Raw genomic sequence first — 25,903 nt, forward strand, 5'->3', positions numbered from 1 at the left:
GGAGGGCGGAAGGGGCAGTACCTACAAGGGCTGCTGCGCACCGCGAACGGGGCGAGCGGACGGAGAAAAGTCCGGCCTTATGTCGAAGAGTACGCAGACAAGCTATCCCGGGATCGATTTCATGGCGGACGTCCCTCCCGAGAGTTGCGTCCAGTCGGAGCCCCGAAACAGCCATGACCTGTACATCCGCCAAGCAGACACCCCTGACGACAAAGAGCATGGCCCAGGCCACACCGGATGCCCCCCGTGCGACCACCGCGCCCCCCGACCGCGCTTGCGTGTTCATTCAGGAGGTCTACGCACACCATGGGAGCGTGCTCCTGCGCTACGCGTCGTCCCTGGTAGGGCACGACCTCCACTGGGCGGAGGACGTCGTACAGGAGGCGGTCCTGCGCGCCTGGCGCAAGATCGACGTGCTCGACACCGACGCCGCGAAGCTGCGCCCCTGGTTGTTCACGGTCATCCGGCACCTGGCGATCGACGGTCACCGCTCGCGCGGTTCCCGGCCCTCGGAGGTGGAGCAGGACGCGTCGACGGACCACGGAGTCCCGGACGCGACTGAGCGGGTCGTGACGACGCAGGTCGTCGCCGACGCGCTCGGCGACCTGACACCCCAGCACCGCGAAATCCTCCTGCACGTGCACTACCTGGGGAACAGTGTCCGTGAGACCGCACAGGCCCTGGGCATCCCGGCGGGCACGGTCAAGTCCCGTACGTACAAGGCGGCCCGGGCGCTACGCGCGGCGTTGGACCGGCGCGGGTACACGCACTGACCTCAGGCGCAGTCGTTGCGGGCGCCGCCCTCACGCGCCTCGGCCAGGTCGACGGTCCGCTGCGCCAGCCCCTCCACCCGGTCGGGCGGGAAGGACAGGGACACCAGCAGTTCTCGCAGAGGCAGCCCGTCCAGGGCGGTACTGACCACCGCCAGGTACCGGACCTCGGCCCGGCAGAGGGGACACCGTGAGAGGTGCCGCTCGGCGGCGGCCGCGTCATCGGTGTCCAGGGCGCCGAGGACGTAGGCCCCGGCGATCCGGGCACCACACCTGTCGTGTGACATCCTCAGCGTCCCCTCCAGTCGGCCCGCATGACTCCCTCACCCCAGACATCACCCCTGCGCCCTGGACACCACCCCCGGACCGCCCCGACCGGGCGGCCATGGCCGCCCGGTCGGGGCGGCCGCGGCGGCCACCCCGGCGGCGCACCCCGCGCTCCCGGAGCGCTATTCGCGGATCAGCGAGCCATCCGTGGCGATGACGAACCACTCGTCGTCGAGCCCCTGCCCGTTGGTCTCCTCCGGCAGGGCGTCACCCACGTAGTAGTACAGGGGCCACTCTCCATAGGTGATCTGAGTGATTCCGTCGGTCCGTTCGGTGGTGTCCAGGAGCGCCTCGTCCAGGCCCTCTCCGAGCACTGCCCCGGCCGAGGCGGTCAGCGCGGGCCAGGTGGCGATGCAGTCACCCTCGCAGACGCTCTCGGCGTCCTTGTCCTTGGTGAACCCGTACAGGATCCTCCCCTCCTGGTCGGCCAGGACCTCGCCGAGCTCGCTGTCGACCAGGATGACCCCCACCGGCGTGGCCTCCACCGCTGGTTCGCCCGCGGCTGCCTCCTCGTCACCCTCCTGCCCAAACGGGCCGCAGGCGGTCAGTGTGAGCAGTGCGGTCGCGGCCGTGAGTGTCACCGTTGTCGTACGCATGTGAGAGTTCCCCGTCGTCGTGAGTCGTCTTCCGAAGTCGTTCGGATGCGGTTACGGACACCGCGGCGGAACGGTTCACCCGCGTTTCCCGACATTTTCAGGTGAACCGTTCGGACCGTTGCGCCGTAACCGTCACTGATCACCGTCGCCGCACCGGCGACGGCCAGGCACCGCGAACGGGGACGGACACCACACACCATGCGAACCAGAATCCTGACCGCTGCGACCGCGGCACTGCTGCTCACCACTGGCACTACGGCGCACGCGGACGACGACCACGGCCACGGCCACGGCCACGGCGGGGGCGACAGCGAGGGCGCACCCGAGGCAGCGCCGGAAATGAACTCCACACGCGGAGAGTCGGCCGTGTTCTTCGTCGCCCAACTCAGCGGAACGGAGGAGGTCGTGGACCCGGACCCCTCAAGCGTGCCCGACCCCGACGCGAGCGGCTTGGCGCTGGTGTCGGTGAAGGGGGACCGCGTGACCTTCGCCATGGAGTGGGAGGGCATCGAGGCGCCGACCCTGGGCCACATCCACGAGGGAGTGGCCGGGACCAACGGCGACGTCAGGCAGACCTTCTTCGACACCCCCATGCCCGAGACGGTCGAAGCCGCAGCGGGTCAGACCACCCTCGAGGACCCCGAGCTGGCCTTGAGCCTGCTGACCAACCCGTCAGGCTTCTACGTCAACCTGCACACCGAGGAATTCCCCGCCGGGGCGATCCGGGGGCAGCTCGCACTGTCAGCGGCCGACGTCAACGTCCTGAGCATCATCGAGGGGTCCGGGCTACTGGCTCTGGCCGACGGTGAGCAGGAAGTCGTCACCGAGGACAAGCCGAACGCGGGCGACCCCGACGGCCGGGCCTCCTCGTTCATCCGCCCCGAGGGCGACCAGGTGTCGTTCTCGGTCGCGTGGATGAACATCGCGCCGCCCACGCTGGGCCACGTGCACAGGGGCCCGGTCGGAGAGAACGGCAACGTCGCGATCGAGCTGTTCCCGTCCGAGGTCCCGGCCACGGTCTTCGCCGTCTCCGGTACCGCCAGGGACCAGGACCCCGAGGTGATCGATCGGATCAACGCGGAGCCGGGCAACCACTACCTCAACCTGCACACCGCGGAGTTCCCCGACGGGGCCGTCCGCGGCCAGCTGTTCTGACCTGACCACTCTCCCAGGCCGCCCCGTCCGCCGTCCGATCGGGGCGGCCGCTCTGTGTTCCCAGGGCTTCCGCCCCGTGTCACCACAACTTTGTCCGGACATCCTGATATCCAGGCAACATTCATGTAGCTACACTTGCCTTCGAGGAGCCATCTCCCAGGACCCAGCTCCGACCGGAACCCGGAGGCCGTGCCCGTGACACAGACCCCGTTGTCGGTCCCGCTGGACCGCGGCAGCCCGGTTCCGCTCTACTTCCAGGTCGCCCAGGAGCTGGAGCGGCGGATCATGGGCGGGGAGCTCCCGGCCGGCACCCGGCTGGAGAACGAGGTGGTCCTGGCCGGGCGGCTGGGGCTGTCCCGCCCCACGCTGCGCCAGGCCATCGAGTACCTGGTGGACCGGGGCCTGCTGGTGCGCAAGCGCGGCGTGGGAACCCAGGTGGTGCGCCCCCGGGTGCGCCGCCCGGTGGAGCTGTCCAGCCTCTACGACGACCTCGACCGGGTCGGCGAACAACCGCGTACCCGAGTACTGAACCTGGCCGTGGCCGCCGCACCCGATCCCGTGGCCGCACGGATGGAACTGCCCCCGGGCACCGAGGTGTACGTGATCGAACGGCTGCGCCTGGCCCGCGACGAACCCCTGGCCCTGATGCGCAACCACGTGCCGCTGGGACTGGTCGACCTGGACGAGGAACGGCTCTCCGCGAGCGGCCTCTACCAGCTGCTGCGCGGGGCGGGGGTGACCCTCAAGATCGCCTCGCAGAGTATCGGAGCCCGCAACGCCACCGCCGCCGAGGCCCACGCCCTGGACGAACCCCCCGGCGCCCCGCTGCTCACCATGGACCGGATCGTCTATGACGACATCGGCCGGGTGGTGGAGGTGGGCTCACACGTCTACCGCGCCTCCCGCTACTCCTTCGAACTCACCCTGACCGGCTGACCGCTCGACCGCACGCGCCGGGCCTGAGCCCGACCTGGTTTCAGGGCGCGCGAAACCGCCTGGCCAGCGGGGTGTCCGTCTTGCTAACGTCGGAGCCGGTCGGCCGTGGGACTTGACCGCGACTTCCGAGAACTGCCTCTGCAAGCATCATTCACGCCGTTCGCGCCGCCGCTCCCCGGCCGACCACCCCACCACCCCCTCCGACGGAACCGATGAGCGACACCTACCCTGACCTGCTGGCCTGCGAGGACCTGCTGCTGTTCGCCAGTGCCGCGATCTCCGGCACCGGACAGCGCGAGTTCCACTCCGGGGCCGAGCAGCAGCGCCTGTCCCTGGACTTCCTGCACGAGTACGTCCACCACTGCCTCCCGGACCTGTACGCGGCCACCCTGGCCCTGCACGTCAACGACCACAACGCGCTGCGCATCGTGCACACCCTGCTCGCCCGTCCCCGCCCCGACGCGCCCACCCACGAGCGTGCCCGCGAGAACGCCCTCATCCGCCGCCGCCTGGCCCGCACCCCGCCCCAGCGCGTCTACCGGCTCTTCCGCCGGCTGGCCGCCGAGCGGGTCAACAACCGGCGCACCCGGGCCACCATCCGCGACTGGCTGGCCCAGCGCCCCGACCTGACCCTGGACGCGGTCAAGTACCGCCGGGGGCTGCGCGACGCCGCCCGGCACGCCCGGCTGCGCCTGACCGGGGACGTGGACCGGTTCCTGTTCTCCTCACCCTCCGCACGCCGCCGCCACCGCTACCCGGACTCGCCCCTGCTGCGGGCGCACAGCCGCGCCCACCACTCCGCGCGGGACCTGTACGAGCTGCCCCTGAGCGTGGCCGAGGGTTTCGCCGCCCACCACAAGGTGCCGCGAGCCCGGTTCCTAGAGCTGATCCGGGAACGCGCCACCGGTGCCGAACGCCTGCGCCTGACCGAAGCAGCCCACCGTGCGGGGGTGGACCCGCTGGGGGCCCTGTCCGACGCCCCGCTGCTCCGGCTGTGCTCGTACGTGCTGGGTCTGTCACTGGAGGAACGGCGCGAGCGGCGGAGCGAACTCGAACACGCCCTGGAGCGCGCGGCCCGGCGCACGGCCGGGGCGTCGGCCGGGACCTGGCCGCCCACCGCGCTGGTACTGGACGACAGCTACTCGGCCCTCGGCTCCCCGGTCCGACGCAACCGGCCACTGGCCGTGGCCCTGGCCTGCCACCACCTGGTCTCGGTGCTCTCCCCGAACGCCACCACGCACTGGCTGTCCGGGCGCGCCGATCACCTGACCGTGCACCCGCTGGGCCCCACCCACCTGGCCGAGACCGTCCTGGACGCGCTGGAACGGGAACCTGAGCGGGTGGTGGTGGTCTCCGACGGCCACGACTCCGAGCCCGCGCTGCTGGACGACGCCCTGCGTCTGTGGCGCCGGCGCGTGGACCCCGATCGCGCCACCACTCTGGTGCACCTGAACCCGGTCCTGGACGCCGACGGCCTGGGGCCGCGCACGCTGTCATCGGCGGTGCCCACCCTCGGTCTGCACGACCCGGTGACGCTGCCCTCGCTGGTGGAGCTGGCCCGGTTCGGCGAGGGGCGGCTGGGCCTGTCCGACCTGCGCGCGCACATGGACGCGGCCGCCGCGGCCTATCTGGAGGAGCGTTGACACCCACCCAGGCCCTGTCCGCGGAAGGGCTGCGCACCGGCCCCGACCAGCGGTGGGGCAACGTCCGCCTGGTCCCGCTGCTGCGCGGGAGGCCGGTGGAAGGCCTGCGGCTGCACCCGCTCCTGAGCGGGATCACCCCCGAGCGCCCGCCCGGGGACCTAACGGGTTCGGAAGACGCCCAGGCCCCCGAACCGGTGGCCTACCTTCCGCACGCCTACCTCACCACCTGGGACGAGGACGCCCTGCCCGCCGCCGCCTACGGCACCCATCTGCTCTCCCCGTTCGAACCTCCCGGCCCCGAACGGATCTCGCTGGCCGCCCGCCGCGGCCAGGCCAGCCGGGCCGAACGCGACCGGCCCCGGTTCCTGCCGTGGGAGCTGAACGTGGAAGGCCACCTGGCGCTGTGCTTCCGAGCGCCCCAGATCGCCTGGGAGCACCTCAACCGCACCCGGCTGCGCACCGACCGAATGAGCGCCCCCGCCGAAGCCGCCTACCTGGGCCGGGAGGTCGGCGACCTGGCCCGGGCGCTGGAGGTGTTCGAGATCCACCCCGACCAGTGCGGGGTAGCCCTCTACGTCACGGACGAACTGGTCTCGGTACAGCTGGCCCCGCACCCGCACGACTACCGGCTGCTGCACCCGTCGCTGCTGCTGGAGCTGTTCGGCGAGACCCTGTACACGCGCGGACTGATGACGCCGGCCGCGCCCTCGCTGTACCAGCCGCTGCGCGCCGAGGGGGTGCGCACCCTGGCCGAACTGCGCCAGGCGGTGGACGAGAGCCGAGCCGCTTCGGCCCGCGGCCACGACGAGCTCATGCTGTCCTCCCTCACCGCCCAGCACAGCGAGCTCTCCCGCCGCGGCGCGCACGGCGGCTTCACCCTGTTCGGCTTCCGGCCCGCCTTCACCCGCGACGGCGATCAGCACGTCGGTGAGGCGGTCACCGGACCCGACGGCCACACCGCCTACCTGAGCAGCTTCCGGCTCTCCCCCTCCCAGGTCCGCCGCGGCCACCTGCTGCGGGTGCTCGACGAGAACGAGTGGCGCATCGACCTGGCCGCCCGGGCGCTGGGCACCGGCCACGCCGATCTGCTCACCCGGCTGGAACGCACCGGTCTGGCCTACCTGCTCAACCCGGACGTCCTGCTCCAGCACAGGTCGGCACGGTTGCGGACGGTGGGCCGACGCACCCCCTGAGGCCTCGCTCCGGGTTCAGCGCACGTCGCCGGGGCGGGAACGGGATCAGAACACGCGTGTTCCCGACAGCCAGGTGCCGCGTTCGGTGACGCTCGCGACCCGCATCGGGTCCGCCCGGCGCGGGTCGCGGTCCAGCCACACCAGGTCGGCGAAGGCCCCTCGCGCAGGGTCCCCAGGAGCTCTCCGCGCCCGCCTGGAAGGCGACCCCGCTGGTGTAGGCGGCCGGGGTGTTCGTGCCGCGCCTGCCCGACCGCACCGCGGGCGAGCACCTGGTCGCGCTGGAGGAAGTCAAGGTATCCAGATCGTCAGCGGGGACGGGTCCATGGAGCAGGCCCGAGCCCGGGCGCTGGACCTGGTGTGCGCCTACGCCGAGGCGGCACTGGGGTGCCCCCTACCCCGCGACTGAATCGGTGCGGGCGATCAGCGCGGCTGAGTCAGTCCTGTTTACGGGTCGAGGCGCGTACCCGCAGGTCTATGGGGACCCGTACCGCCGGCCCAGATTCTGGGTCGGTGTCGGGCGAGGACCCGGTCGCGGGTGGACTCGGCGATCCGGCCGTCACCAGAGAGGGCGAGTGAGCCGGTCGTGCGGGACGCCCCCGTGTCTGGCCACGTCCTTGGGGGCACCACGGCATCCTTCCGGTACGGCAACGCCGTAACACTCGTCAACACAAATCCCGCCCATTCCCGGCGGCCCGCTCGGGTCAGTGCGTTGACAGCGTTGACCACGATCTCTCTCCTCGTGGAAGGGCCGCCCACATCGACGCTCTGGTTGAACGTCGACAACTGTGGGGAAGCTGGCTTCTTTCCGTCAGCAGACACCTGTGAGTAGGTCGCTTACCGGTGGTCGGCTGGCAGTTGAGGAGGGCACGATCAGCCCCGGTCGGCCTGGATTCGCGCGATCTTCTGTTCGACACCGTCCAGGAGCCAGGCCAGGGCCTCCTCGAAGACCTGGACCGGGTCGGGCGGGACCCCCAGGTGCTCGATGGCGTGGAAGCGGCCCGGCTCGATCCGGCGGGTGGCCAGGTAGCTCTCCTGCACGGTGGCGAACGAGCGGCCGTCGGGGTCGGTCCAGCGTTCGGCCCGATCAGCCGCGATCACCTTGGCGACGTGCCCCTGGACCAGGCCGTCGACGGCCATCACGACAGAGAAGGCCTCCTGCCTGCTTAGGCCGGTGCCGTCGAAGACGCGCAGGGCCGAGTCCATCCAGGCGAAACCGTTGGGGCCGACGTAGGGCCCGGCGGTGACCTCGGTGAGCCAGGGGTGCTCCCGGAGGGAGACCAGATCCTCGCGGACCCAGCCCTCGACCTTCTCCCGCCAGGTTCCGGGACGGCTGTGCGGCAGCGGGACCTGGCCGGTCATCTCGTCGATCATCAGGGCCAGCAGGGCGGCCTTGTCGGGCACGTAGGTGTACAGGGTGGCGGCGCCGACCCCCAGATGGGCGGCGACCTTGCGCATGGACAGCGCCTCGACGCCCTCCGCCTCGGCGACGACCATGGCCGCCTCGACCAGCCCCGCCACGGTCAGCTGGTGCCGGGGGCCGCGACGGGGCTGCCCCAGCCCGGCCCACAGCAGGTCCAGTGTGGCCTCGATGCTCTTGCGTGTGGCGCCGCCCATCCCGGCCCTCCCGCCCTCGCCGACCTTGAGGTTTGCCAAAACTCCGTACACCGTTCTACCTTAGTCGAACAGTGTACGGAGTTTTTAGGGAGTCCCCCATGCCCCAGCCCGAACCGTTCCGACGGCGCGGTGCCCTGGCCCGGATCGGGTTACTGGTCCTCGCCTTCACCCTGGCCGGGGTCGGCACCCTCGCCCTGGTCAACGCCCTGCACGTCGACACCGACCACCCGCTGGGACGGGCTGTTCGCTCGGGCACCCTCCTCCTGGTGGTCCTGCCGCTGGTCTGGCTCCTGTGCCGCTCGGCCGGAACCACGCTGTCCGTGATCGGACTGGCCACCCCCGGCAGGGCCTGGCCGCCGCTGGTCGCCGCCACCCTGACCTGCCTGGTCGTGCCCGCCCTGATCGTGGCCGCGGCCCTTCTCGTCGGCGACGCCACCCTCGGCGCCGCCCTCACCCCCTCCCTACTGGGCACAACCGCGCTGGCCGCACTGCTCCTGGCCCTGCTGCTGGGCCCGCAGATCCTGGCCGAGGAACTGGTCTTCCGCGGCTACGTCCAGCACGTACTGGGGTTCCGCCTGTCCCAGCTGACCGTGGTCCTGGCCCAGGCCGCGCTGTTCGCGGGCGCGATGTCCCTGATCCTGGGCGAGGTCGGCGAACTGTTCGACCTCGTGCTGGCCGGGGTCTTCTTCGGGCTGCTGCGGATGACCACCGGCGGGATCTGGGCGGGTACGGGCGCCCGCCTGGCCCTGGCCGCCACCGCCGTCATGCTGGACCGCGTCGAGTTCACCTTCGGTTCCCCCGCCTGGGAACCGGTGCTGAACATCGGTACCGGTGTGGCCACCTACCTGGTGATCCGCCACCTGTTCGCCACCCGCCCCGAACTCGTCCAGGTCCCGGACGCCCAGGACACACCCCCGCGTAAGCGACTCCCCGTGCGCGGGATCATGTACGACGTCGGCTCCAGCTACATGCCCGGGCAGAACTCACGCGAGCGGTGGAACCCCGAAGCAGTCCGCAAGGACATGCGGGTCATCCGCGAGGACCTGCACTGCACGACCGTCTCGCTCTTCGGCTACGACCTGAACCGTCTGGAGCAGGGCGCCCGCTTCGCCCTGGAGCAGGGCCTGGACGTCTGGTTGCAGCCGCGTTCCGTGGACGCCCGGCACCCCGAGCTCATCGCACACGTGGGCGGCGCCGCCGAGGTGGCCGAGCGGCTGATCACCGAGTACCCCGACCGGGTCGTGCTCAACGTGGGCTGTGAGCTGACCGTCCTCAACCGCGGCATCCTCCCCGGCCGCGACATGGGCCGCCGGGCAGGCGCCCTGTACGTGTTCGCGATGCTCCCCGTCTACTACAACCTCCGACTCAACAGGCTGCTCCGCGCGCTGGCCGCCACCGCCCGGGACCGCTTCTCCGGCCCGCTCAGCTACAGCGCGGGCACCTGGGAGGAGGTGGACTGGACCCCCTTCGACCTCATCGGGGTGGACTACTACTTCGACGAGATCACCCGGAGCTCCTACCGCCAGGGTTTGCGCGCCCTGACCCGCTGGAACAAGCCGGTGGTGGTCACCGAGTTCGGCTGCTGCTCCTACCGGGGCGCCGAGGCCAAGGGCGGATCGGGCGCCGATCCGATGGACTGGAGCGACCTAGACAACCGTCAGATCCGCGGCGGACTGGTCCGCGACGAGCGCGTGCAGGCCGACATGATCGAGTGGTCGATCGACGTCTACGAGACCGCGAACGTGCACGGCGCGTTCCTGTGCATGTTCGTCGAGGGCGACTGCCGCTACTCCCCCGACCCCACCAGGGACCTCGACATGGCCAGCTTCGGGATCGTGCGCCCGCCCACTCTGGAGTCGGGGCTGTCCGCCGAGGACGGCCACTGGGAACCCAAGGAGGGCTTCCACGCCTTGGCCCGCCGCTACGGTTCGGAGGTCGGCAGCGCCGACGGCACGGGCCGGGCCTGAGCCGTGCTCCGGGCTCACCCGCCGTGCGCGTCGCTCCGGGCGTGCGCCCGGGCGTCCTCCTGGCGCGCACGGCGCACCTCCAACTGCACCACGCCCGCGGTGACCAGTGTCAACAGTGCGAGAGTGACCAGGATCGGCAGCATCGGCCCCAGGGCCAGCAGCACCAGCAGCATCCCGACGGCGGCCACCCGCTTGACGCTGAACCTCCCGACGGTGCGCAGCGTGAACACGATCTGCGCCAGCAGATAGAGCACCACACCGCCCACCAGTACCACCAGGGGGATACCGGTCAGAGGATCCGCGAGGTGGTATCCGGGGTCGCCCACGTACTCCAGGGTCTTCTTGAGCCCCAGGGCGGTGAGCAGGATCCCGGCGACCAGCGGCAGGTGCAGATAACTGTAGGCGTCGCGCGCCGCCCGGTCCCGGCGTTCGGGTGGCAACGCGGCCACGGCGTGCTCGGCCCTGGGCGCGCTCACCTGGAAGTAAGCCCGCCACAGCATCCCGGCCAGCCCCAGTCCGAACACCGCGGCCACCACGATCGGCCACGTCATTGCCAGTCCGGACACCCCGAAGCCGATCGACAGCAGCGACTCGCCCAGCGCGATGATGAGGATCAGCCCGTGCCGCTCGGCGAAGGCCCCCACCGACATGATCCGCCAGCCCCGGGAGCCCGCGATGTAGTTCCCGAGGTAGTCGGCCGACAGCGCCACCGCCCACAGGGCCGTCTGCGCGGCGCCGTCGGTCCGGGTGGCGAGCAGCAGCAGGAAGGTCGCGAGCAGCATCGACGGAAGGAACCGCCAAAGCTGGTTCCGTAGATCGGGGTCGCCCGCGGAAACGACCCAGAACAGCACCAGGTGCACCATGCGGAACACGAAGTAGCAGCCGACCACCAGAACGGGCCCCGAGAGACCGCCCGGCGCGTCGTCGAACGCCTCCGGGATGGCCAGGGCGAACACGAACATGCTGGCCATGGCCACGAACATGGCCAGCCGCCCAGTGCCCTCGTCGGCCTTGACCAGGTTCGCCACCCAGGAGAAACAGACCCAGCTCCACCACAGCAGGGCGACGAGGAGCATCCCCCGCAGCACCCCGTGCCAGTTCAGGTCGGCCGCCATGAACTGGGTGACCTGGATCAGCGCGAAGACGAACACGAGGTCGAAGAAGAGTTCCATCGGGGTCACCGACGCGTCTCGCCCCGTGAGTCGCAATCCATCGCGCAAGATTCCCATGCACGGCATTGTCAGCCCGGAGGATTGCCCCTGTCGAGAGCAGCCCCGCCCGACGGGAAGAGGTCACGAGGGCTTCGTCTGCGCCGAGGGCCGCCCCACGGGTCAGGCGCCGCGGTCGCGGAGTTCGCGTTTGAGAATCTTGCCCGAGGCGTTGCGGGGCAGTTCGGTGACCACCAGCACCGCCTTGGGCACCTTGAACGGGGCCAGGCGCCCGCGCACGTGCTCGACCAGCAGGTCCGGCAGAGCCCCGGTGTCGGCCCCGGGGACGGGCACCACGTAGGCCGTGACCGCCTCGATCCACTTGTCGTCGGCCACCCCGACCACCGCGGCCTCTGCCACGCCCGGGTGCGCGAACAGTACGTCCTCGATCTCCCGGGAGGCCACCAGCACGCCGCCGGTGTTGATCACGTCCTTAATCCGGTCGACCACCTCGATATAGCCCTCGGCGTCAGCACGCACCAGGTCACCGGAGTGGAACCAACCGCCGCGGAAGGCCTCCTCGGTCTCCTCGGGCTTGTCCCAGTAGCCCAGGCACAGCTGGGGTGAGCGGTAGACCACCTCGCCGAGCTCTCCCGGGGCGACATCCTGGCCTTTGTCGTCCACCACCCGCAGCTCCACGAACAGCGCCGAGCGCCCGGCCGAGGCGGGGCGGTCCGCGTGCTCCTCGGGGCGCAGCACGGTGGCCAGCGGGCCGATCTCACTCTGCCCGAAGCAGTTGTAGAAGCCCAGGTCGGGCAGGGTGGAGCGGAGCTTGTCCAGGACCGGACCGGGCATGATGGAGGCCCCGTAGTAGGCCTTGCGCAGGCTGGACAGGTCCCGGTCGGTGAACTCGGGGTGGTTGGCCATCGCCACCCACAGCGTCGGGGCCGCGAAGAACGCCCCGTGCTGATCGGCCTCAATCCGGTTCAGCAGGTCGGTGGGGTCGGGCGCCTCCACCAGGGTGTTGCGGGCGCCCACCGCCAGCCACGGCATGAGGAAGACGTGCATCTGGGCGCTGTGGTATAGCGGCATCGCGTGCAGCGGGTTGTCCCCGGCGTCCAGATCCAGTCCGACCAGGCACGACAGGTATTCGTGCACCAGAGCCCGGTGGGTCATCATGGCTCCCTTGGGCCGGGAGGTGGTGCCGGATGTGTAGAGCAGCTGGACCAGGTCGGTGTCGGCCACCCGCACGTCCAACTCCGGCACCGGCCCTTCGGAAGCTTCGGCCAGCAGCGACCCGGGTCCGTCCCGCAGCTCCAGGACCTGCTCCACCCCGGTCTCGGCGCGCAGGGCGTCCACCGCCGAACGCAGCGCGGGGTCGGCCAGGACCACGGTGCTGCCGGACTGCTCCAGCAGATAGGCGAGCTCCTCGCCTTGGAGGGCGAAGTTGACCGGCACGTGTACCAACCCGGCCCGCGCGCAGGCCAGGTAGCCGATCAGGTAGGCGTCGGAGTTCTTCCCGTAGGCCGCGACCCGGTCGCCCTTGACCGCGCCCAGCCCCAGCAGCCGCGCGGCGGCCCGGGTGACCGCGTCGTCCAGTGCGACGTAGGTCCACTCCCGGTCACCGAAGACCAGCGCGGTGCTGGCGGGGGTCCGGGCCGCGCTCCGCCGCAGGATGTCGTCCACACGGCTGGAGGTCGTCAACACGCTCATCGCACCTGTCTCTTCCCGGCGGCAGGGCCCGGGGCGGGCCGCGAACACAGGATCATCCTGTTGCGCCCGGCTTCCCCGACGCAAGACCCGAGTTCTCCGTGGTTCCGGCGCTGTTCGAAAAAGTTGTCCACGGGCTGGCAGGGCTCCTCTTGCGGACGGGTGTCCCATCGTCATACGTTTTGCCTGATTCATGGGGCTGAGTGAGCTGGGAGTGGCATGAGGATCCTTGTCGTGGGTGCGGGAGCCGTCGGCGGCTACTTCGGCGGGCGACTCGTCCAGGCCGGACGCGACGTCGACTTCCTGGTGCGGCCCGCACGTGCCGAGCTCCTCAACGAGCACGGCCTGAACATCCGCTCTGTGGACGGGTACACCGAGAACATCCCCGTCCGGGCGGTCACCAAGGACCAGCTCACCGCCGACTACGACCTGGTGCTGCTCTCGGTCAAGTCCTACGGGCTGGGGGGCGCTGTCGACGACCTCGCCCCGGCGGTGGGACCGCGGACCGTGGTGGTGCCCTTCCTCAACGGCATGCGCCACCTGGACGTCCTGGTCGAACGCTTCGGCGAGGACCGCGTCTACGGCGGGGTGTGCATGGTGATGACCCGCCTGGACGAGCGGGGCGGCATCGTGGAGGTCGGGAAGATGGGCGAGCTCGTCTACGGCCCGCTCTCCGACTCCCCCGCAGTCGGCCTGGACCAGGTCCACGACGCCCTGGAGGAGGCCGGATTCACCGCCCGGCCCACCAAGAAGATCCGCCAGGAGATGTGGGACAAGTGGGTCTTCCTGGCCAGCCTGGGCGCCGTCACCTGCCTGATGAGAGCCCCCATCGGCCGGGTCAACCGCGCACCGGGCGGTTCGGAGTTCAGCGCCGGGATGTTCGCCGAGGCCATCGCCGTGGCGACCGCCGCCGGGTACCCGCCCAGCGACCGGATCCGGGGGTTCGCGGACAAGGTCATCTCCGACACCGAACGCGAGACCTCCACGTCCATGTACTGGGACCTGACCCACGACAACCCGGTGGAGGGCGACCACATCGTCGGCGACCTGGTCGTCAGGGGCAGAGATCTCGGAGTTCCCGTGCCGCTGTTCTCCCTGGCCCACACCCACCTGAGCGTCTACTCCGCAGCCCGGGGCTGAGGGCGAGCACGGAGCTGAGCGGTGCGACCGTGGGAGGACACGCCGAAGCCGCAGAGCGGAGAGGATTTCCCGAAGGCCCGGTGTGACCTGGGTTCTTCACGTCCAGTACGCACCGCGGCCGCCGTCCGCCCCGCACGCGGCGCGACAGCGGTTGGCACAATCACGGCATGTCAGTCCTCGACAGAGCCACATTCAGACGACTGGTGCTGCTGCCCCCGGCGTGTCTGCTCCTGACCTCGTGCATGGCGGACGGCGGCGCCGTGGGCGCGGTCGCCACCGGTCACTTCTCCGCCCGCCACCAGTTCCCCGTCGTCATGATCTCCTGGTGCGGCGACAGCCCTCCTGCCCAGATCGACCTGACCGCGGAAGACCACGGGTGGCGCCTGAGCACCACCCGTGATTTCCCCGGCCACGAACTCGAAGTGGACCTGGCCGCCCCCGGCGAGGACTGGAACATCACCGACACCGACGGGGCCGCGACCTACCGGGTCGTTCCGGCCTCGCCGGACACCGAGTACACGCTGGGGGTGACCTCCGCCGCCGCGCTCGACAGCGACACCGAGCACGACATCGCCGCGTTGAGCTTCGACACCGAACTCCTGGCAGCGGACGATGGTGTGTACGTGGGTACGGACGAGGGCGGCGAAGGCACCCTGATGAGAGCCGGTGAATTCCCGCCCGAGTGCTGACGCGGCGCGGAAGGACGGCGCGCGGTCAGGCGAGGCGGCGCAGAGTCTCAGTCACCGGGGTGGTGGGGCGGCCGATCAGCTTGGTCAGGGTCCCCGAGGTGGCGGACAGCTCACCGTCGCGGGTATTGCGGTCCAGCCCGACCACGAATCCGGCCGTGCCCGCGTCCAGCCCGGCGCTGGTGAGCACGGCCTCGTGCTCCTCGTGGCTCAGGTCCCGGTAGACGATCTCACGCCCCAGCAGCTCGCTGACGTACCCGGCCAGTTCCTCCCTGGTCCAGGCGGTGTCGCCGCTGAGCTCGTAGACGGCCCCCGCGTGCGGCGCGGGGTCGGTCAGCACCACGGCGGCGGCCTCGGCCAGGTCCCGGCGGGCGGCGCTGGCGGTCCGCCCCTCCCCCGCGCTGCCGATGAGGGCCCCGTGCTCGCGGGCCTGCTCCAGGACCTGTTCGAAGTTCTCGTTGTACCAGCCGTTGCGCAGGATGGTGTGGCTCAGCCCGGAGTCGGCGAGGATCTCCTCGGTCGCCTTGTGCTCGGGGGCCAGGATCAGCGTGGTGTCACTCGCCTTGGGCGCGCTGGTGTAGACGAGGTGCCCGACCCCGGCTTCCTTGGCGGCCTCGATGGCGTTGCGGTGCTGCTCCACCCGCTTGCCGAGTTCGGAGCCGGAGACCAGGAGCACGGCGTCCGCGCCCTCGAAGGCCTCACGCAGTGAGGCACGGTCCTCGAAGTCGGCATGCCGGACGGTCACACCGCGTTCGACGAGGTCGGCCAGTTTGTCGGTGCTCCGGCCGGTGGCGGTGACCTCCGCCGCCGAATATCCCCGCTCCAGGAGGGACTCGACGACGAGGCGGCCGAGGTGGCCGGTGGCTCCGGTGACGACGACGGACATGGGGTTTCCCTTCGCGGTGGCCGGGTCTCTTCTCCCGGCGGTTCCTTCCTGTCCAACGAGTCACTCTTTTCGCACATTCCAATGAGAGGGTACGCACCTTTTAGTAAGTTAGGGGGATGAGTCCATCAGCGAGCAAGGACACCGGGAAGAACACGACGAACACGGCCCCGGGGCCGACCCCACTCCCCCGCATCGGCGGGCGCCGACTCCCAGCCGGTTGCCCGCAGCGCGCCCTTCTCAGCGACGTGACCAGCAAGTGGGGCATCCTGGTCCTGGTCGCACTGACCGAGGGGCCCCGGCGCTGGAGCGACCTGCGCCACGGGATCGACGGCATCAGCGAGAAGATGCTCGCCCAGACCCTGCGCACCCTGGAGTCGGACGGCCTGCTGTTCCGCGATGCCAGGCCGGTGGTTCCGCCCTACGTCGAGTACGGCCTGACCAGTGACGGCCGGGAAGTCACCGCGCTCCTACTACCCCTGCTGGACTGGGTCGAGGGGTACACCACCCAGGGCAGGAGCACGACCTTTCCCGGGTGATCCGACCCCGAACTGACGCAGCTTGAATACATCCGCCACCTTTACACCATAGATCACGATTGTCCGATTCGAGGAGGTGTCGTGCACCATGCGACAGCCGGAGCAACACGGGTGAACCGTCCGGAGACCAGTGGCGTCCTACGTGTGTCCCGCCCACCATCCGCAGAAAAGGTGGTTCCCGCCTTGTCGACAGCGCGCTCGCTCCTCCCCCTCGCCCTGGTGGCCGCCGCCCTTCTCACCGCGTGCGGGAGCGCCGACACGCTGGGGCGGTCCGCCGCCGTCCCGGGAACGGACGAGATGGTCGGCGTCGGCGACGACCCGCGCATCCTCGTACACGACTTCAACTCGGCGATGGAGGCCATGATCGTCGGGGAGCTGGAGTACCTGCCCGAGTCCGGCTGCCTGGTCATCAACTTCCGGGACGAGGAAACCGGGGAGATCACGAGTTCAGCGGCTCCCGTGTGGCCCAAGAACGTCGCACCGCTCATGGAGGAGGAGCGGGGCGGGGTCAGCGAACCGACGGTCGGCCCGATCCTCGACGGGGACCCGGTCTACGCCGGGGGCGGCTCCGTCAGCGGCGGCCCCACCTGGGAGGTGGACCTCTCCGGGGAGTGTGTTCCGGGCGGTGAGTACATCGTCCTCACCGAAGACTCCTTCCAGGCCGAACCGTTCGACCTGAGCTCTCCCTGAACATGAGGCACCGGCGCGGACGGAACACGCCGGCTCCCTGCCTCGGACGTGTGCCGTAGGGGCACGTGGCCGCCCTCTGCCCTGCCCGAGGCGCTGCACGGCCCATCAGGCCGGTGGGCGCCGCCGAGGCCTTTCACCGGGAGTGTGGTCGGGGAAGGCCGATTCGCCGAGCGATGCGCTGGAACGACCCGACTGCCGCCGTCCCGGTCCGCGTCAGAGCCGGGTCAGCCCTGCCAGCTGCGCCACAGCCGGGCGTAGCTTCCCTCACTGGCCACGAGGTCGTCGTGGGTGCCCTCCTCGACGATGCGGCCCTGTTCCATGACGACCACGCGGTCGGCGGCCTGCGCCTGGGTGAGGCGGTGGGCGACCACCAGGGTGGTGCGGCCCTTGGTCGCGGCGACAGCGGCCCCCTCCAGACGCCGCGCGCCGGAGCTCCCTGCCTCGGCGGTGGCCTCGTCGAGCACCGCCAGGTCCGGGTCGGCCAGGACCAGGCGGGCCAGGGCCAGGTGCTGGGCCTGTTCGGCGGTGAGAGCGTGACCGCCCTCGCCGACCACGGTCTCCAGTCCCTCGGGCAGAGCACGCACCCAGTCGAGGGCGCCCACGGTCTCCAGGGCCGCCTCGACCTCCTCCGCGGTGGCCTCGGCCCGGGCCAGGCGCTGGTCGTCCAGGAGGGTTCCGGCGAAGACGTGGGTCTCCTGGCTGACCAGGAAGACGTGTTCGCGCACGCGCTGTTCGCCGAGTTCGTCCAGCGGGATCCCGCCCAGGTACACCGTCCCCGCGGTGGGGGCGCGCAGCCCGCTGACCACGGCGGCCAGGGTGGTCTTGCCCGCCCCGCTCGCGCCGACCAGGGCGACCCGTTCACCCGGGGCGACCTTGAGCGTCACCCCGTCCAGGGCCTTGGGGGCGCCGGGGGCGTAGGCGTGGCTGACCCGCTCCACACGCAGGGAGGAACCGGCGGGGCCCTCCTCGGCGCGCGGGTCGTCGGCGACCGGCAGGTCCACCACCCCGGCCAGGCGGGCCAGGCTCGCTCCGGCCTGCTGGACGTCGTTGAAGTTCATCACGAGGAAGCCGATCGGGCCGAAAAGCCGGTGGAAGTACAGGGCGGCGGCGGTGACCATGCCGACCGTGACCAGGTCGCCGCGGACCAGCCAGAAACCCACGACCAGTACGGCGCCCAGCCCCACGAACTCCGAGCCGTTCATCCGCGCGCCGAGGCGGGTGAAGAGCCGGAACACGTCCAGGGTGAGCTGCATCGCGGTACGCGAGCGCTCGGCGATGCGCTGCTCGTGCTCCTCCTCCAGACGGTAGGCGCGGACGGTGTCGCGGCCGCGCAGGGCTCCCATGAGGGCGTGTGAGCGCTCGCCCATGGCGATGCGCTCACGGGCGTAGTACGGCCCCGACCTGGGCATGTACCAGCGCACCGCCCAGACGTAGAAGGGCATGGCGGCCAGCCCGGCCAGGCCCAGTCGCCAGTCGAGGGCGGCCATCCCGGCGGTGGTGAGCACGACCATGGCCAGGGCGGTGACGACCTCGGGTCCGTTGCGGGCGATGGCGTTGGTGACCACGGCGACGTCGTCGCCGACCCGGGAGAGCAGGTCGCCGATGCGCACCTTCTCCAGGCGGGCGGCGGGCATGTGCAGGACACGTTCCATCACGCGCTCGCGCAGGCGGGCGAGGATGGTCTCACCGAGCCGGCTGACCTGCCAGGCGCCCAGCCCGACCAGGACACCACCGGCCAGGGCGGCCGCGGCGATGAGCGCGGCCGAGCGCAGGATGGCGTCCAAGCCCGCGCCCGCGGAGATGTCGTCGACGATCGAGCCGAGCACCCAGGGCGCCACGAGCCCGGCGGCGCTGCCCGCAAGGACGGTGACCAGAGCCAGGGCGGCGGCCCAGGGGGTGGCCCGGATCCCGTCGCCGAGCACGGCCCAGGTGCGCCGGGCGGTGGCGGTGGGCAGGAGCTCGGGGCCGCCGGACTGACCAGGGCCGGTATCGCCCGGGCCGTCAGGTGCGGCCTCGGTAGTGGGTTCCGTGCTCAACGCAGCACCGCCTCGCGGTAGTGGGGGTCGTCCTCGGCCAGCTGTGTGTGGGTGCCCAGGGCGTGCAGGCGTCCCTCGCGCAGGACCACCACGCGGTCGGCGCGGGCCAGCAGCGCCGGACTGTTGGCGATGACGAGGGTGGCGCCAGCGGGGGCGCGGCGGGCGCGCAGCGCGGCCGTGCCCTGGGCGATGGCCTCCTCGGTGACGGCGTCCACGGCGGTGGTGGGGTCGTGCAGGACCAGCACCGGCGGGTCGGCGGCCAGGGCCCGGGCCAGGGCGACGCGCTGGCGCTGTCCGCCGGAGAGGTTGGCGGCGCGGTCGGTGACGGGCCGGTCGAGGCCGTCGGGGTGACCGGTGACCAGGTCCTGGGCGGCGGCCGCGGTCAGCGCGGTGAGCAGGGGTGCTTCGTCGCCGCCCTGTCGAGCACGGCCGAGGGCCGGGTGGGAGCTCAGGTCCAGGTTGGACCGCAGAGTGCCCTCGAACAGGGTGCTGCCGTGTTCCTCCACCAGCACGGTGCCGCGCAGCGAGGTGAGGTCGAGTTCGGTGATCGGGACGCCCCCGATCCGGACGGTGCCCCCCGCGCCCTCGGCGCGTCCGGCGAGGAGGTCGACCAGGGCCTCGGCGTCGCGCGGGTCGGTGGTGAGCACACCGACGTGCTCTCCCTGGTCCAGGGTCAGATCCACCCCGTCGAGCGTGCGGTGGGTGACCCCGCGCAGCTCCACGGCGGGCGCGACGTCGGGCAGTACCTCGGGGAGAAGGCGCTCACCGGGGTTGACGGCGTCGGGTGCGTTGAGCAGCCGGACCAGCCGCTGGGCGGAGGCACGGGCGGTCGCGAACATCTGGCCGACCATGCCGAGCACCCGAACGGGTTCGGCGAGGAACTGGGCCAGGCCCACCACGATGACCAGTTCACCGATGGTCAGGTGCCCCTGGAGTGCCATCCACCCCGCGGTTCCGGCGACGCAGGCCAGGAAGACCGCGCCGGTGGCGGTGACCAGGCCCTTGTAGAGGCCGTTGGTGGCGGCGGCGCCGACGGAGGCGGTCAGGGCCAGGTCGCTGGCCCTCCGGTAGCGCAGGGCCGCGTTGTGCCGGGCCCCGATGCCCATGAGCACGCGCAGACCGCCGACGAGGTCGGTGGCCATGGCGGTGGCGCGGGCGGCGGTGGCCTGTTTGGCCTCGGTGCGGCGGGTGATGCGGGCGGCGGGCACGCGCAGCAGCAGGAGCATCAGCGGGACGCCGAGGAGGACGCCCAGGCCGAGGGGGACGTTGATGGCGAGCAGGACGACGGTGGTGACCACGATCCCGGTGACCTGGGCGATGCCGATGGCCCAGGCGCGCACGTAGGCGGCGGCCTGTTCGGCGTCGGAGGTGGCCACGGCCAGGACCTCGCCGGAGCGCAGACCGCTGCGTTCACCTCGGGGGTGCAGGACCCGGCGGGCGGACTCCAGGCGCAGCAGGTGGGCCTCGCGTTCGACGGCGCCGAGGGTGAAGCGGGCCCCGAAGCGGTAGGCGCTGGCCAGGACGGCGAAGAGCAGGGCCAGACCGCCCACGCACCACAGCAGGGCGGTGGTGTCGCCGGTGGAGACGGCGAGGTCGATGGTGAGACCGATGGCGACCGGGACGAGGGTCTCGCAGACCTGGTGCAGGGAGAGCAGGAGAACGCCGAGGGTGACCCGGCCGCGGTGGCGGCGCAGGGTGCGTGAGCGCAGGGCCTTGGCGGTGGCGGGAACCGGGGGTGCCGGAGTTACAGGAGGCCGGTCCGGGCCCTCGCGCACGGTCATCCGTTTCCCGTCCCCTCGGTTCTGCTGTCCCCACTGGTGTTCCAACTGGCCCAGCGTAGCCATTCCGGCCGGGATCTCCGACCACAGAAGGAGTTCTTTGTCGTGAATGGGATGATTTTTCAGCAGGCATGATATTGGTTAGGCTAACCTCACAGGGATTCACGACTGCACGCCTACACCCCGCCCGCCCCGTCCACGCACACGTCCGCGAAGGGCCCCTCGCTTGCGTATCCAGTCGCCGCGCCACCGCCAGATGATCCGCGCCCGGGTCACGCGCACCGAGCGGACCACCGACCACTTCGTCACCGTGACCGTCAGCGGCCCCGACCTGGCCCGGTTCGAGTTCCTCGGCCTGGACCAGTGCGTGCGGGTCTTCCTGCGGCGTCCCGGGCAGGAGCGGCTGGTCCTGCCGGACTCCGACCCCGACAGCTGGTATCCCGAGTACCGCGAGATGGCTGACGACGTGCGGCCCTACGTGCGCAACTACACGATGCGCCGGTTCGACCCCCGAAGCCTGGAACTGGACATCGAGTTCGTGGCGCACGGCGACGGCGGGCCCGCCTCCGCCTGGGCCATCTCGGCGAGCGAGGGCGACGAGGTGGGCCTGTACCCCGAGGGCATCTACTACCTGCCCCCGGACGGCGCGGACTGGCACCTGCTGGTCGGCGACGAGAGCGCCGTGCCCGCCCTGCTGTCCATCGTCGAGCAGGCCCCGCGGGACCTGCGCGCCCAGGTTTACCTGGAGGCCCCCTCCCCCAGCGACGTCCGTCCCGTCCAGGCCCCGCCCGGCGTGGAGGTGCACTGGCTGCCGCGCGAGGACGCGCACGCGACCCCGGGGCGCCTGGCCCTGGAGACGGTCAGCACTGCGGCCCTGCCCGAGGGGCGCCCGTACTGCTGGGTGGCCGGGGAGAACGCCCTGCCCACCGGGCTGCGCCGCGCCCTGGTGCGCGACCACGCGGTGCCCAAGGACGACATCACGTTCGTGGGCTACTGGCGCGCGGGCGTGGCCGGGGTCGACTGAACCCGAAAACCTCTGGCTGCCCCTGACCCGAGCGCCTCCGGCCCGCCGAGACCGGGGCACCCCTGGGAGCGCGACCACGGGCGGGCAACACGCACCACCCCGTTGGTCACACCATTCACAGAGCACGCTAACCTGGACAAATCTAGCTTAGGCAAGGCTAAGCTCATCTCACCAGTGAGGTCCCATGAACCCCGGTCTGCCCGCCCGATTCGGCATGGTCGCCGCCGGTGCCCTGTCCACCGTCCTGCTCGCCGCCTGCGGCGGCGGCTCCGACACCTCCTCGGAGTCCTCCGGTGAGGCGGCCGAGGGCTACCCCGTCAACGTCGAGACGCTCTTCGGCGACGTGGAGATCGAGGACCGGCCCGAGAACGTGGTCGCCCTCGGCTGGTCCGACGCCGAGGCCGCACTCGCCCTGGGCGTGCAGCCGGTCGGCGTCGCCGACTGGCTGGGCTTCAGCGGCGCCGGTGTGGGCCCCTGGGCCGCCGACCTGGTCGACGCCGAGCCGGTCCTGCTCGACACCATGGAGCCCAACGTGGAGGCCATCGCCTCCCTGAACCCCGACGTCATCCTGGACACCCGCTCCGACAACACCCAGGAACGGCACGACATCCTCGAACCGATCGCCCCCGTGGTCGGCCCGCCGCCGGGCGTCGAGGTCACCTACGGCACCACCTGGCAGCAGCAGACCCGCCAGGTCGCCCAGGTCGTCGGCGAGGAGGAGCGCGGTGAGGAGCTGGTCACCGAGCTCGAGGACCGCTTCGAGCAGATCCGCGGGGAGAACCCCGGGTTCGCCGACCTCACCATCGCGGTGGGCGCCTACTTCGACGGCCGGTACGGCGCCTACGTGCCCGGCGACACCCGCGCGGACGTGCTCACAGAGCTGGGCTTCGAGTACAAGCCCGAACTGGTCGAGATGGCCGACGGCGCCTTCTACGCCGACCTCAGCGCCGAGCTCGTGGAGGAGCTGGACGCCGATCTGACCATCGTCTTCCCGATCGGCGACGTCGTGGACACCCTGAACGAGGACCCGGTCCTCCAGGGCATCGGCTCCGCCGAGGACGACCGCCTGATCATCCTGGAGGACCAGGAGCTCTCGGATGCCTTCTCCAGCGGTTCCACCCTGGGCATCCACCACGCCCTGGACGAGATCGTCCCGATGATCCAGGAGACGCTGGAGGGCTGAGGCCCGAAGGACTGGGCGGCAACGCGGGGCGCTACTCTTCGACGGGTCACTGACAACAGGTGTGATTCGGGGGTGGACGGACCGATGGCTCGCTGTCCGATGTGCTCGGCTCAGGACCGGACCACCAAGGTGTCCGCGGTGGTCCGGTCGGGGACGACGACCACACGAACGACCGGCTCCTCGAAGCTCCAGGCCAGAGACCAGTTCACCCAGTTGGACTACACCGTCGGTCAGGCGAGGCACAACACCACCACGCGCTCCCAGAGCAGCCTCGCGGCACAGTTGAGCTTCCCCTCGGGACCGCGGCCCCCGGTCCGGTTCGCCAGGGGTTTCGGGATCCTCCTGTTCGCGATGGCCACAGTGTCCATGAGCGTCAACGGCGTCCTCGCGCTCGTACCCGCGGTGGTCACCGGTCTGCTCGTGCACCGTTGGGGAGGCGGGTCAGCGAAGACCGCCCTCCTCGCGGCCGTCGGCCTCTTCTACCTGCTGGGCGTGCTCTCCTACCTCCTCACGGACCTGGGTGTCCATAGGATGACCGGTTTCCTGCTCACTCTGGCCATGAGCCTCACCTACGCCGCGCTGGGTCTGGCCCTGGTCCTGTGGGATCTGCGCAGAGCCGAGGCCAGGAGGAAACGGGCCAACGCTGGCAGCGCCCACCGGGAGCGCGCCTGGCAGGCCTGGCAACGGCTGTACTACTGCTCCCGCGACGACGTGGTCTTCGACCCCGCCACCCGCTCCTGTGCCCCTCCCAGCGCCATGCGAAGACTCATCGGCCACCCCGCCGCCGCCTGACCCGCGTTCCGCACCGTCCGCCCGCCAGGGAGAACCATGAACACCACGGAGTACTGGACCACCACGCCCATCACCCTGGAACTCCTGCGTGGAGCGGTCGAGGTGGAGGAAACCGAACGCGGCTTCCTGCCGCACCGGCTGCCCGCCCGGGCCCGTGCCCAGAACGCCGACCCGCAGCTGGCCATGGCCGAGGCCCAGCCCTCGGGGGTGCGGCTGCTCCTGCGCACCCGGGCGAGGGCGATCGAACTGGACACGATTCCCACAAAGCGCGTCTACACGGGCCTCGCTCCCCGCCCCGACGGAGTGTACGACCTGCTCGTGGACGGGCGCCTCACCGCTCAGGCCACCGTGTCCGGCGGCGACACCCTGACCATCGACATGGCTACCGGCGGCTTCGAGCACCGGACCGGGCCGGTGGGCACCGCCCGCTTCACCGGCCTGCCGAACCGGGTCAAGAACGTGGAGATCTGGCTGCCGCACAACGAGACCACCGAGCTCGTCGCACTGCGCGCGGACGCCCCCGTCGAGCCGGTCCCGGACCGGGGCCGCAGAGTGTGGCTGCACCACGGGAGCTCGATCAGCCATGGGTCCGATGCCGCGAACCCGACCTCGGTCTGGCCCGTGGTCGCGGCCGCCCGCGAGCCCGTGGAACTGGTCAACCTCGGTCTGAGCGGTAACGCGCTTCTGGACCCGTTCACCGCCCGGGCGATGCGCGACGCCCCCGCCGACCTGATCAGCGTCAAGGTCGGCATCAACCTGGTCAACGCGGACCTGATGCGGATGCGGGCGTTCACGCCCGCGGTGCACGGCTTCCTCGACACGATCCGCGAGGGCCATCCGACGACCCCGCTGCTGGTGATCTCGCCTCTCCTGTGTCCCATCCACGAGGACACCCCGGGACCGTGTTCCTTCGACCTGGAGGCCCTGCGCAGCGGGGAGAAAAAGTTCCGGGCCTCCGGGGCCCCGGAGGAGCGCGCCGCCGGGAAGCTCACGCTCACCGCCATCCGAGAGGAGCTGTCCCGGATCGTGAACGATCGCGCTGCCGAGGACCCGCACCTCGGTTATCTGGACGGCCGTGAGCTCTACGGGGAGGCGGACTGCGCCGAGCTGCCGCTGCCCGACGAACTCCACCCGGACACCGCCACGCACCAGCGCATCGGCACCCGCTTCGCCGAACTCGCCTTCGGCGCTGACGGCCTGTTCGCCGACGGATCTCGCACTAGGATCGCCGACGGAACCGGGGTATCCGTGAACTGACGGGTCCTCTCAACAAGAACCAGAGGAGCTCCTGCCATGTCCGCACTCCCTGACATCGACCTGGTCGTCTTCGACGTGCTCGGCGCCATGGTCGACGAACCCGGCGGGATCACGCGCGGTCTTCGGGAGCTGCTGCCCGACCTCGGGGACGTGCGGGCGGAGGAACTGGTCGAGCTGTGGCACCGGTACGTGGACGAGCAGCAGCGGGAGATGCTCGCGGGCCGCCGCCCCTACGCCAGTAGCACGGTGGTCGATCGGGAGGCCGCAACGCACGTGGCGGCCGAGACCGGGTTCGAAGACGAGGCTGCGGTGCGCTCGCTGACCGCCGCCGCACTGCGCCTGGACCCGTGGCCGGACTCCGTCCAGGCACTGGGCCGGCTCGCCTCGCGCTACCCCGTGGTCGGTCTGTCTAATGCCAGCCACGCGGCGCTCACCCGGATCAACGCCCATGCCGGGCTGCGGTGGCACCAGGTGCTCTCGGCTGAGGACGCGCACGCCTACAAGCCGGACCCCGAGGTCTACCGACGCGCGATAGCCAACGCCAACTGCCCGCCCGAGCGCCTGCTCATGGTCGCCGCGCACGCATGGGACCTGCGCGGCGCCCAGGCCCTGGGGATGCGGACCGCCTACGTCGAACGCCCCGTCGGGGATCCGCCGAGCACGTCGGACTCCTTCGATCTGTCCGCGAAGGACCTGGACGACCTGGCCATCCAGCTCGACGCCATCTGAGGGCCGACCCTCTCCGCCTGTCCCACCAGCGGTCACACGCCCGCCGATGGTCCCGCCCGCGCCGTTCTCCCGGACCGGCCGGCACCGGACCACCGGCGGGCTTTTCC

At 71.1% G+C, this 25,903-nt stretch carries 23 protein-coding genes; 15 read left to right on the forward strand and 8 right to left on the reverse strand.

What is annotated here, in order from left to right; translation table 11 throughout:
- Positions 1-278 precede the first annotated feature (278 nt).
- Complete coding sequence (locus D457_RS0126310; protein WP_204367477.1) at positions 279-773, forward strand: sigma-70 family RNA polymerase sigma factor; 495 nt, start codon at positions 279-281, stop codon at positions 771-773.
- Between the two features lie 2 nt (positions 774-775).
- Here the strand turns inward: D457_RS0126310 and D457_RS33470 are convergent, their stop codons facing one another.
- Both D457_RS33470 and D457_RS33475 read right to left on the reverse strand, forming a co-directional pair.
- Positions 776-1,057: a zf-HC2 domain-containing protein gene (locus D457_RS33470; protein ID WP_017583668.1), complete on the reverse strand. Its 282-nt coding sequence runs from the start codon at positions 1,055-1,057 to the stop codon at positions 776-778.
- A 162-nt stretch (positions 1,058-1,219) separates the two neighbouring features.
- Entirely contained in the window at positions 1,220-1,693 is a 474-nt protein-coding gene (locus D457_RS33475; protein WP_039831928.1) for a COG4315 family predicted lipoprotein, read from the reverse strand.
- A 198-nt stretch (positions 1,694-1,891) separates the two neighbouring features.
- On the opposite strand from D457_RS33475, the gene D457_RS33480 reads away from it, so the two are divergent.
- The 4 genes from D457_RS33480 (at position 1,892) to D457_RS0126340 (ending at position 6,620) form a co-directional block, all read left to right on the forward strand.
- Positions 1,892-2,848, forward strand: a complete 957-nt coding sequence (locus tag D457_RS33480; RefSeq protein WP_017583670.1) for a CHRD domain-containing protein — start codon at positions 1,892-1,894, stop codon at positions 2,846-2,848.
- 195 nt (positions 2,849-3,043) lie between these two features.
- Positions 3,044-3,784 carry a GntR family transcriptional regulator gene (locus D457_RS0126330; protein WP_017583671.1) on the forward strand — a complete coding sequence of 247 codons (741 nt, stop codon included), beginning with the start codon at positions 3,044-3,046 and terminating at the stop codon, positions 3,782-3,784.
- Between the two features lie 212 nt (positions 3,785-3,996).
- Positions 3,997-5,427 (forward strand): hypothetical protein, encoded by a 1,431-nt coding sequence (locus D457_RS37600; protein WP_017583672.1) that lies wholly within the window; start codon positions 3,997-3,999, stop codon positions 5,425-5,427.
- Positions 5,424-6,620 (forward strand): ARPP-2 domain-containing protein, encoded by a 1,197-nt coding sequence (locus D457_RS0126340; RefSeq protein WP_017583673.1) that lies wholly within the window; start codon positions 5,424-5,426, stop codon positions 6,618-6,620. Before D457_RS37600 ends, D457_RS0126340 begins: the two co-directional genes overlap by 4 nt.
- Positions 6,621-7,490: 870 nt before the next feature.
- Here the strand turns inward: D457_RS0126340 and D457_RS0126355 are convergent.
- Complete coding sequence (locus tag D457_RS0126355; RefSeq protein WP_239646236.1) at positions 7,491-8,273, reverse strand: TetR/AcrR family transcriptional regulator; 783 nt, start codon at positions 8,271-8,273, stop codon at positions 7,491-7,493.
- Positions 8,274-8,332: 59 nt separating this feature from the next.
- On the opposite strand from D457_RS0126355, the gene D457_RS34265 reads away from it, so the two are divergent.
- On the forward strand, positions 8,333-10,201 hold the full coding sequence (locus D457_RS34265) for a CPBP family glutamic-type intramembrane protease (RefSeq protein WP_017583676.1): 1,869 nt from the start codon (positions 8,333-8,335) through the stop codon (positions 10,199-10,201).
- 14 nt (positions 10,202-10,215) lie between these two features.
- On the opposite strand, the gene D457_RS0126365 is transcribed toward D457_RS34265, so the two are convergent.
- Positions 10,216-11,373, reverse strand: a complete 1,158-nt coding sequence (locus D457_RS0126365) for a low temperature requirement protein A (RefSeq protein ID WP_239646238.1) — start codon at positions 11,371-11,373, stop codon at positions 10,216-10,218.
- 159 nt (positions 11,374-11,532) lie between these two features.
- Positions 11,533-13,062: a fatty acyl-CoA synthetase gene (locus tag D457_RS0126370; RefSeq protein WP_017583678.1), complete on the reverse strand. Its 1,530-nt coding sequence runs from the start codon at positions 13,060-13,062 to the stop codon at positions 11,533-11,535.
- A 216-nt stretch (positions 13,063-13,278) separates the two neighbouring features.
- On the opposite strand from D457_RS0126370, the gene D457_RS0126375 reads away from it, so the two are divergent.
- Together D457_RS0126375 and D457_RS0126380 are read left to right on the forward strand one after the other, a co-directional pair.
- A complete protein-coding gene (locus D457_RS0126375) occupies positions 13,279-14,199 on the forward strand; it encodes a ketopantoate reductase family protein (protein WP_193374547.1) in 921 nt (306 codons plus the stop codon).
- A gap of 167 nt (positions 14,200-14,366) precedes the next feature.
- A complete protein-coding gene (locus D457_RS0126380) occupies positions 14,367-14,888 on the forward strand; it encodes a hypothetical protein (protein ID WP_026117055.1) in 522 nt (173 codons plus the stop codon).
- Between the two features lie 25 nt (positions 14,889-14,913).
- Here the strand turns inward: D457_RS0126380 and D457_RS0126385 are convergent, their stop codons facing one another.
- Positions 14,914-15,771 carry an SDR family oxidoreductase gene (locus D457_RS0126385; protein ID WP_017583681.1) on the reverse strand — a complete coding sequence of 286 codons (858 nt, stop codon included), beginning with the start codon at positions 15,769-15,771 and terminating at the stop codon, positions 14,914-14,916.
- A gap of 245 nt (positions 15,772-16,016) precedes the next feature.
- Here D457_RS0126385 and D457_RS33490 point away from each other — a divergent pair, with 245 nt between their 5' ends.
- Both D457_RS33490 and D457_RS0126395 read left to right on the forward strand, forming a co-directional pair.
- The gene (locus tag D457_RS33490) at positions 16,017-16,307 is read left to right on the forward strand and encodes a winged helix-turn-helix transcriptional regulator (RefSeq protein ID WP_017583682.1); all 291 of its coding nucleotides are present in this window, start codon (positions 16,017-16,019) and stop codon (positions 16,305-16,307) included.
- A 183-nt stretch (positions 16,308-16,490) separates the two neighbouring features.
- Positions 16,491-16,997 carry a hypothetical protein gene (locus D457_RS0126395; RefSeq protein WP_017583683.1) on the forward strand — a complete coding sequence of 169 codons (507 nt, stop codon included), beginning with the start codon at positions 16,491-16,493 and terminating at the stop codon, positions 16,995-16,997.
- Positions 16,998-17,221: 224 nt separating this feature from the next.
- Here D457_RS0126395 and D457_RS0126400 read toward each other — a convergent pair whose 3' ends face one another.
- Positions 17,222-19,033, reverse strand: a complete 1,812-nt coding sequence (locus D457_RS0126400) for an ABC transporter ATP-binding protein (RefSeq protein WP_017583684.1) — start codon at positions 19,031-19,033, stop codon at positions 17,222-17,224.
- Positions 19,030-20,814 (reverse strand): ABC transporter transmembrane domain-containing protein, encoded by a 1,785-nt coding sequence (locus D457_RS0126405; protein WP_017583685.1) that lies wholly within the window; start codon positions 20,812-20,814, stop codon positions 19,030-19,032. Before D457_RS0126405 ends, D457_RS0126400 begins: the two co-directional genes overlap by 4 nt.
- 253 nt (positions 20,815-21,067) lie before the next feature.
- On the opposite strand from D457_RS0126405, the gene D457_RS0126410 reads away from it, so the two are divergent.
- From D457_RS0126410 to D457_RS0126430, 5 genes are all read left to right on the forward strand, one after another.
- Positions 21,068-21,835: a siderophore-interacting protein gene (locus D457_RS0126410; RefSeq protein ID WP_026117056.1), complete on the forward strand. Its 768-nt coding sequence runs from the start codon at positions 21,068-21,070 to the stop codon at positions 21,833-21,835.
- Between the two features lie 184 nt (positions 21,836-22,019).
- The gene (locus D457_RS0126415; RefSeq protein ID WP_017583687.1) at positions 22,020-23,018 is read left to right on the forward strand and encodes an iron-siderophore ABC transporter substrate-binding protein; all 999 of its coding nucleotides are present in this window, start codon (positions 22,020-22,022) and stop codon (positions 23,016-23,018) included.
- Positions 23,019-23,102: 84 nt separating this feature from the next.
- A complete protein-coding gene (locus D457_RS0126420; RefSeq protein ID WP_026117057.1) occupies positions 23,103-23,810 on the forward strand; it encodes a hypothetical protein in 708 nt (235 codons plus the stop codon).
- A 36-nt stretch (positions 23,811-23,846) separates the two neighbouring features.
- Positions 23,847-25,067 (forward strand): GDSL-type esterase/lipase family protein, encoded by a 1,221-nt coding sequence (locus tag D457_RS0126425; RefSeq protein ID WP_017583689.1) that lies wholly within the window; start codon positions 23,847-23,849, stop codon positions 25,065-25,067.
- Positions 25,068-25,103: 36 nt separating this feature from the next.
- A complete protein-coding gene (locus D457_RS0126430) occupies positions 25,104-25,796 on the forward strand; it encodes a haloacid dehalogenase type II (protein WP_017583690.1) in 693 nt (230 codons plus the stop codon).
- The last annotated feature ends 107 nt before the right edge of the window (positions 25,797-25,903 follow it).

The sequence above is a fragment of the Nocardiopsis valliformis DSM 45023 genome, from assembly GCF_000340985.1.
Classification (GTDB): Bacteria; Actinomycetota; Actinomycetes; order Streptosporangiales; family Streptosporangiaceae; genus Nocardiopsis; species Nocardiopsis exhalans.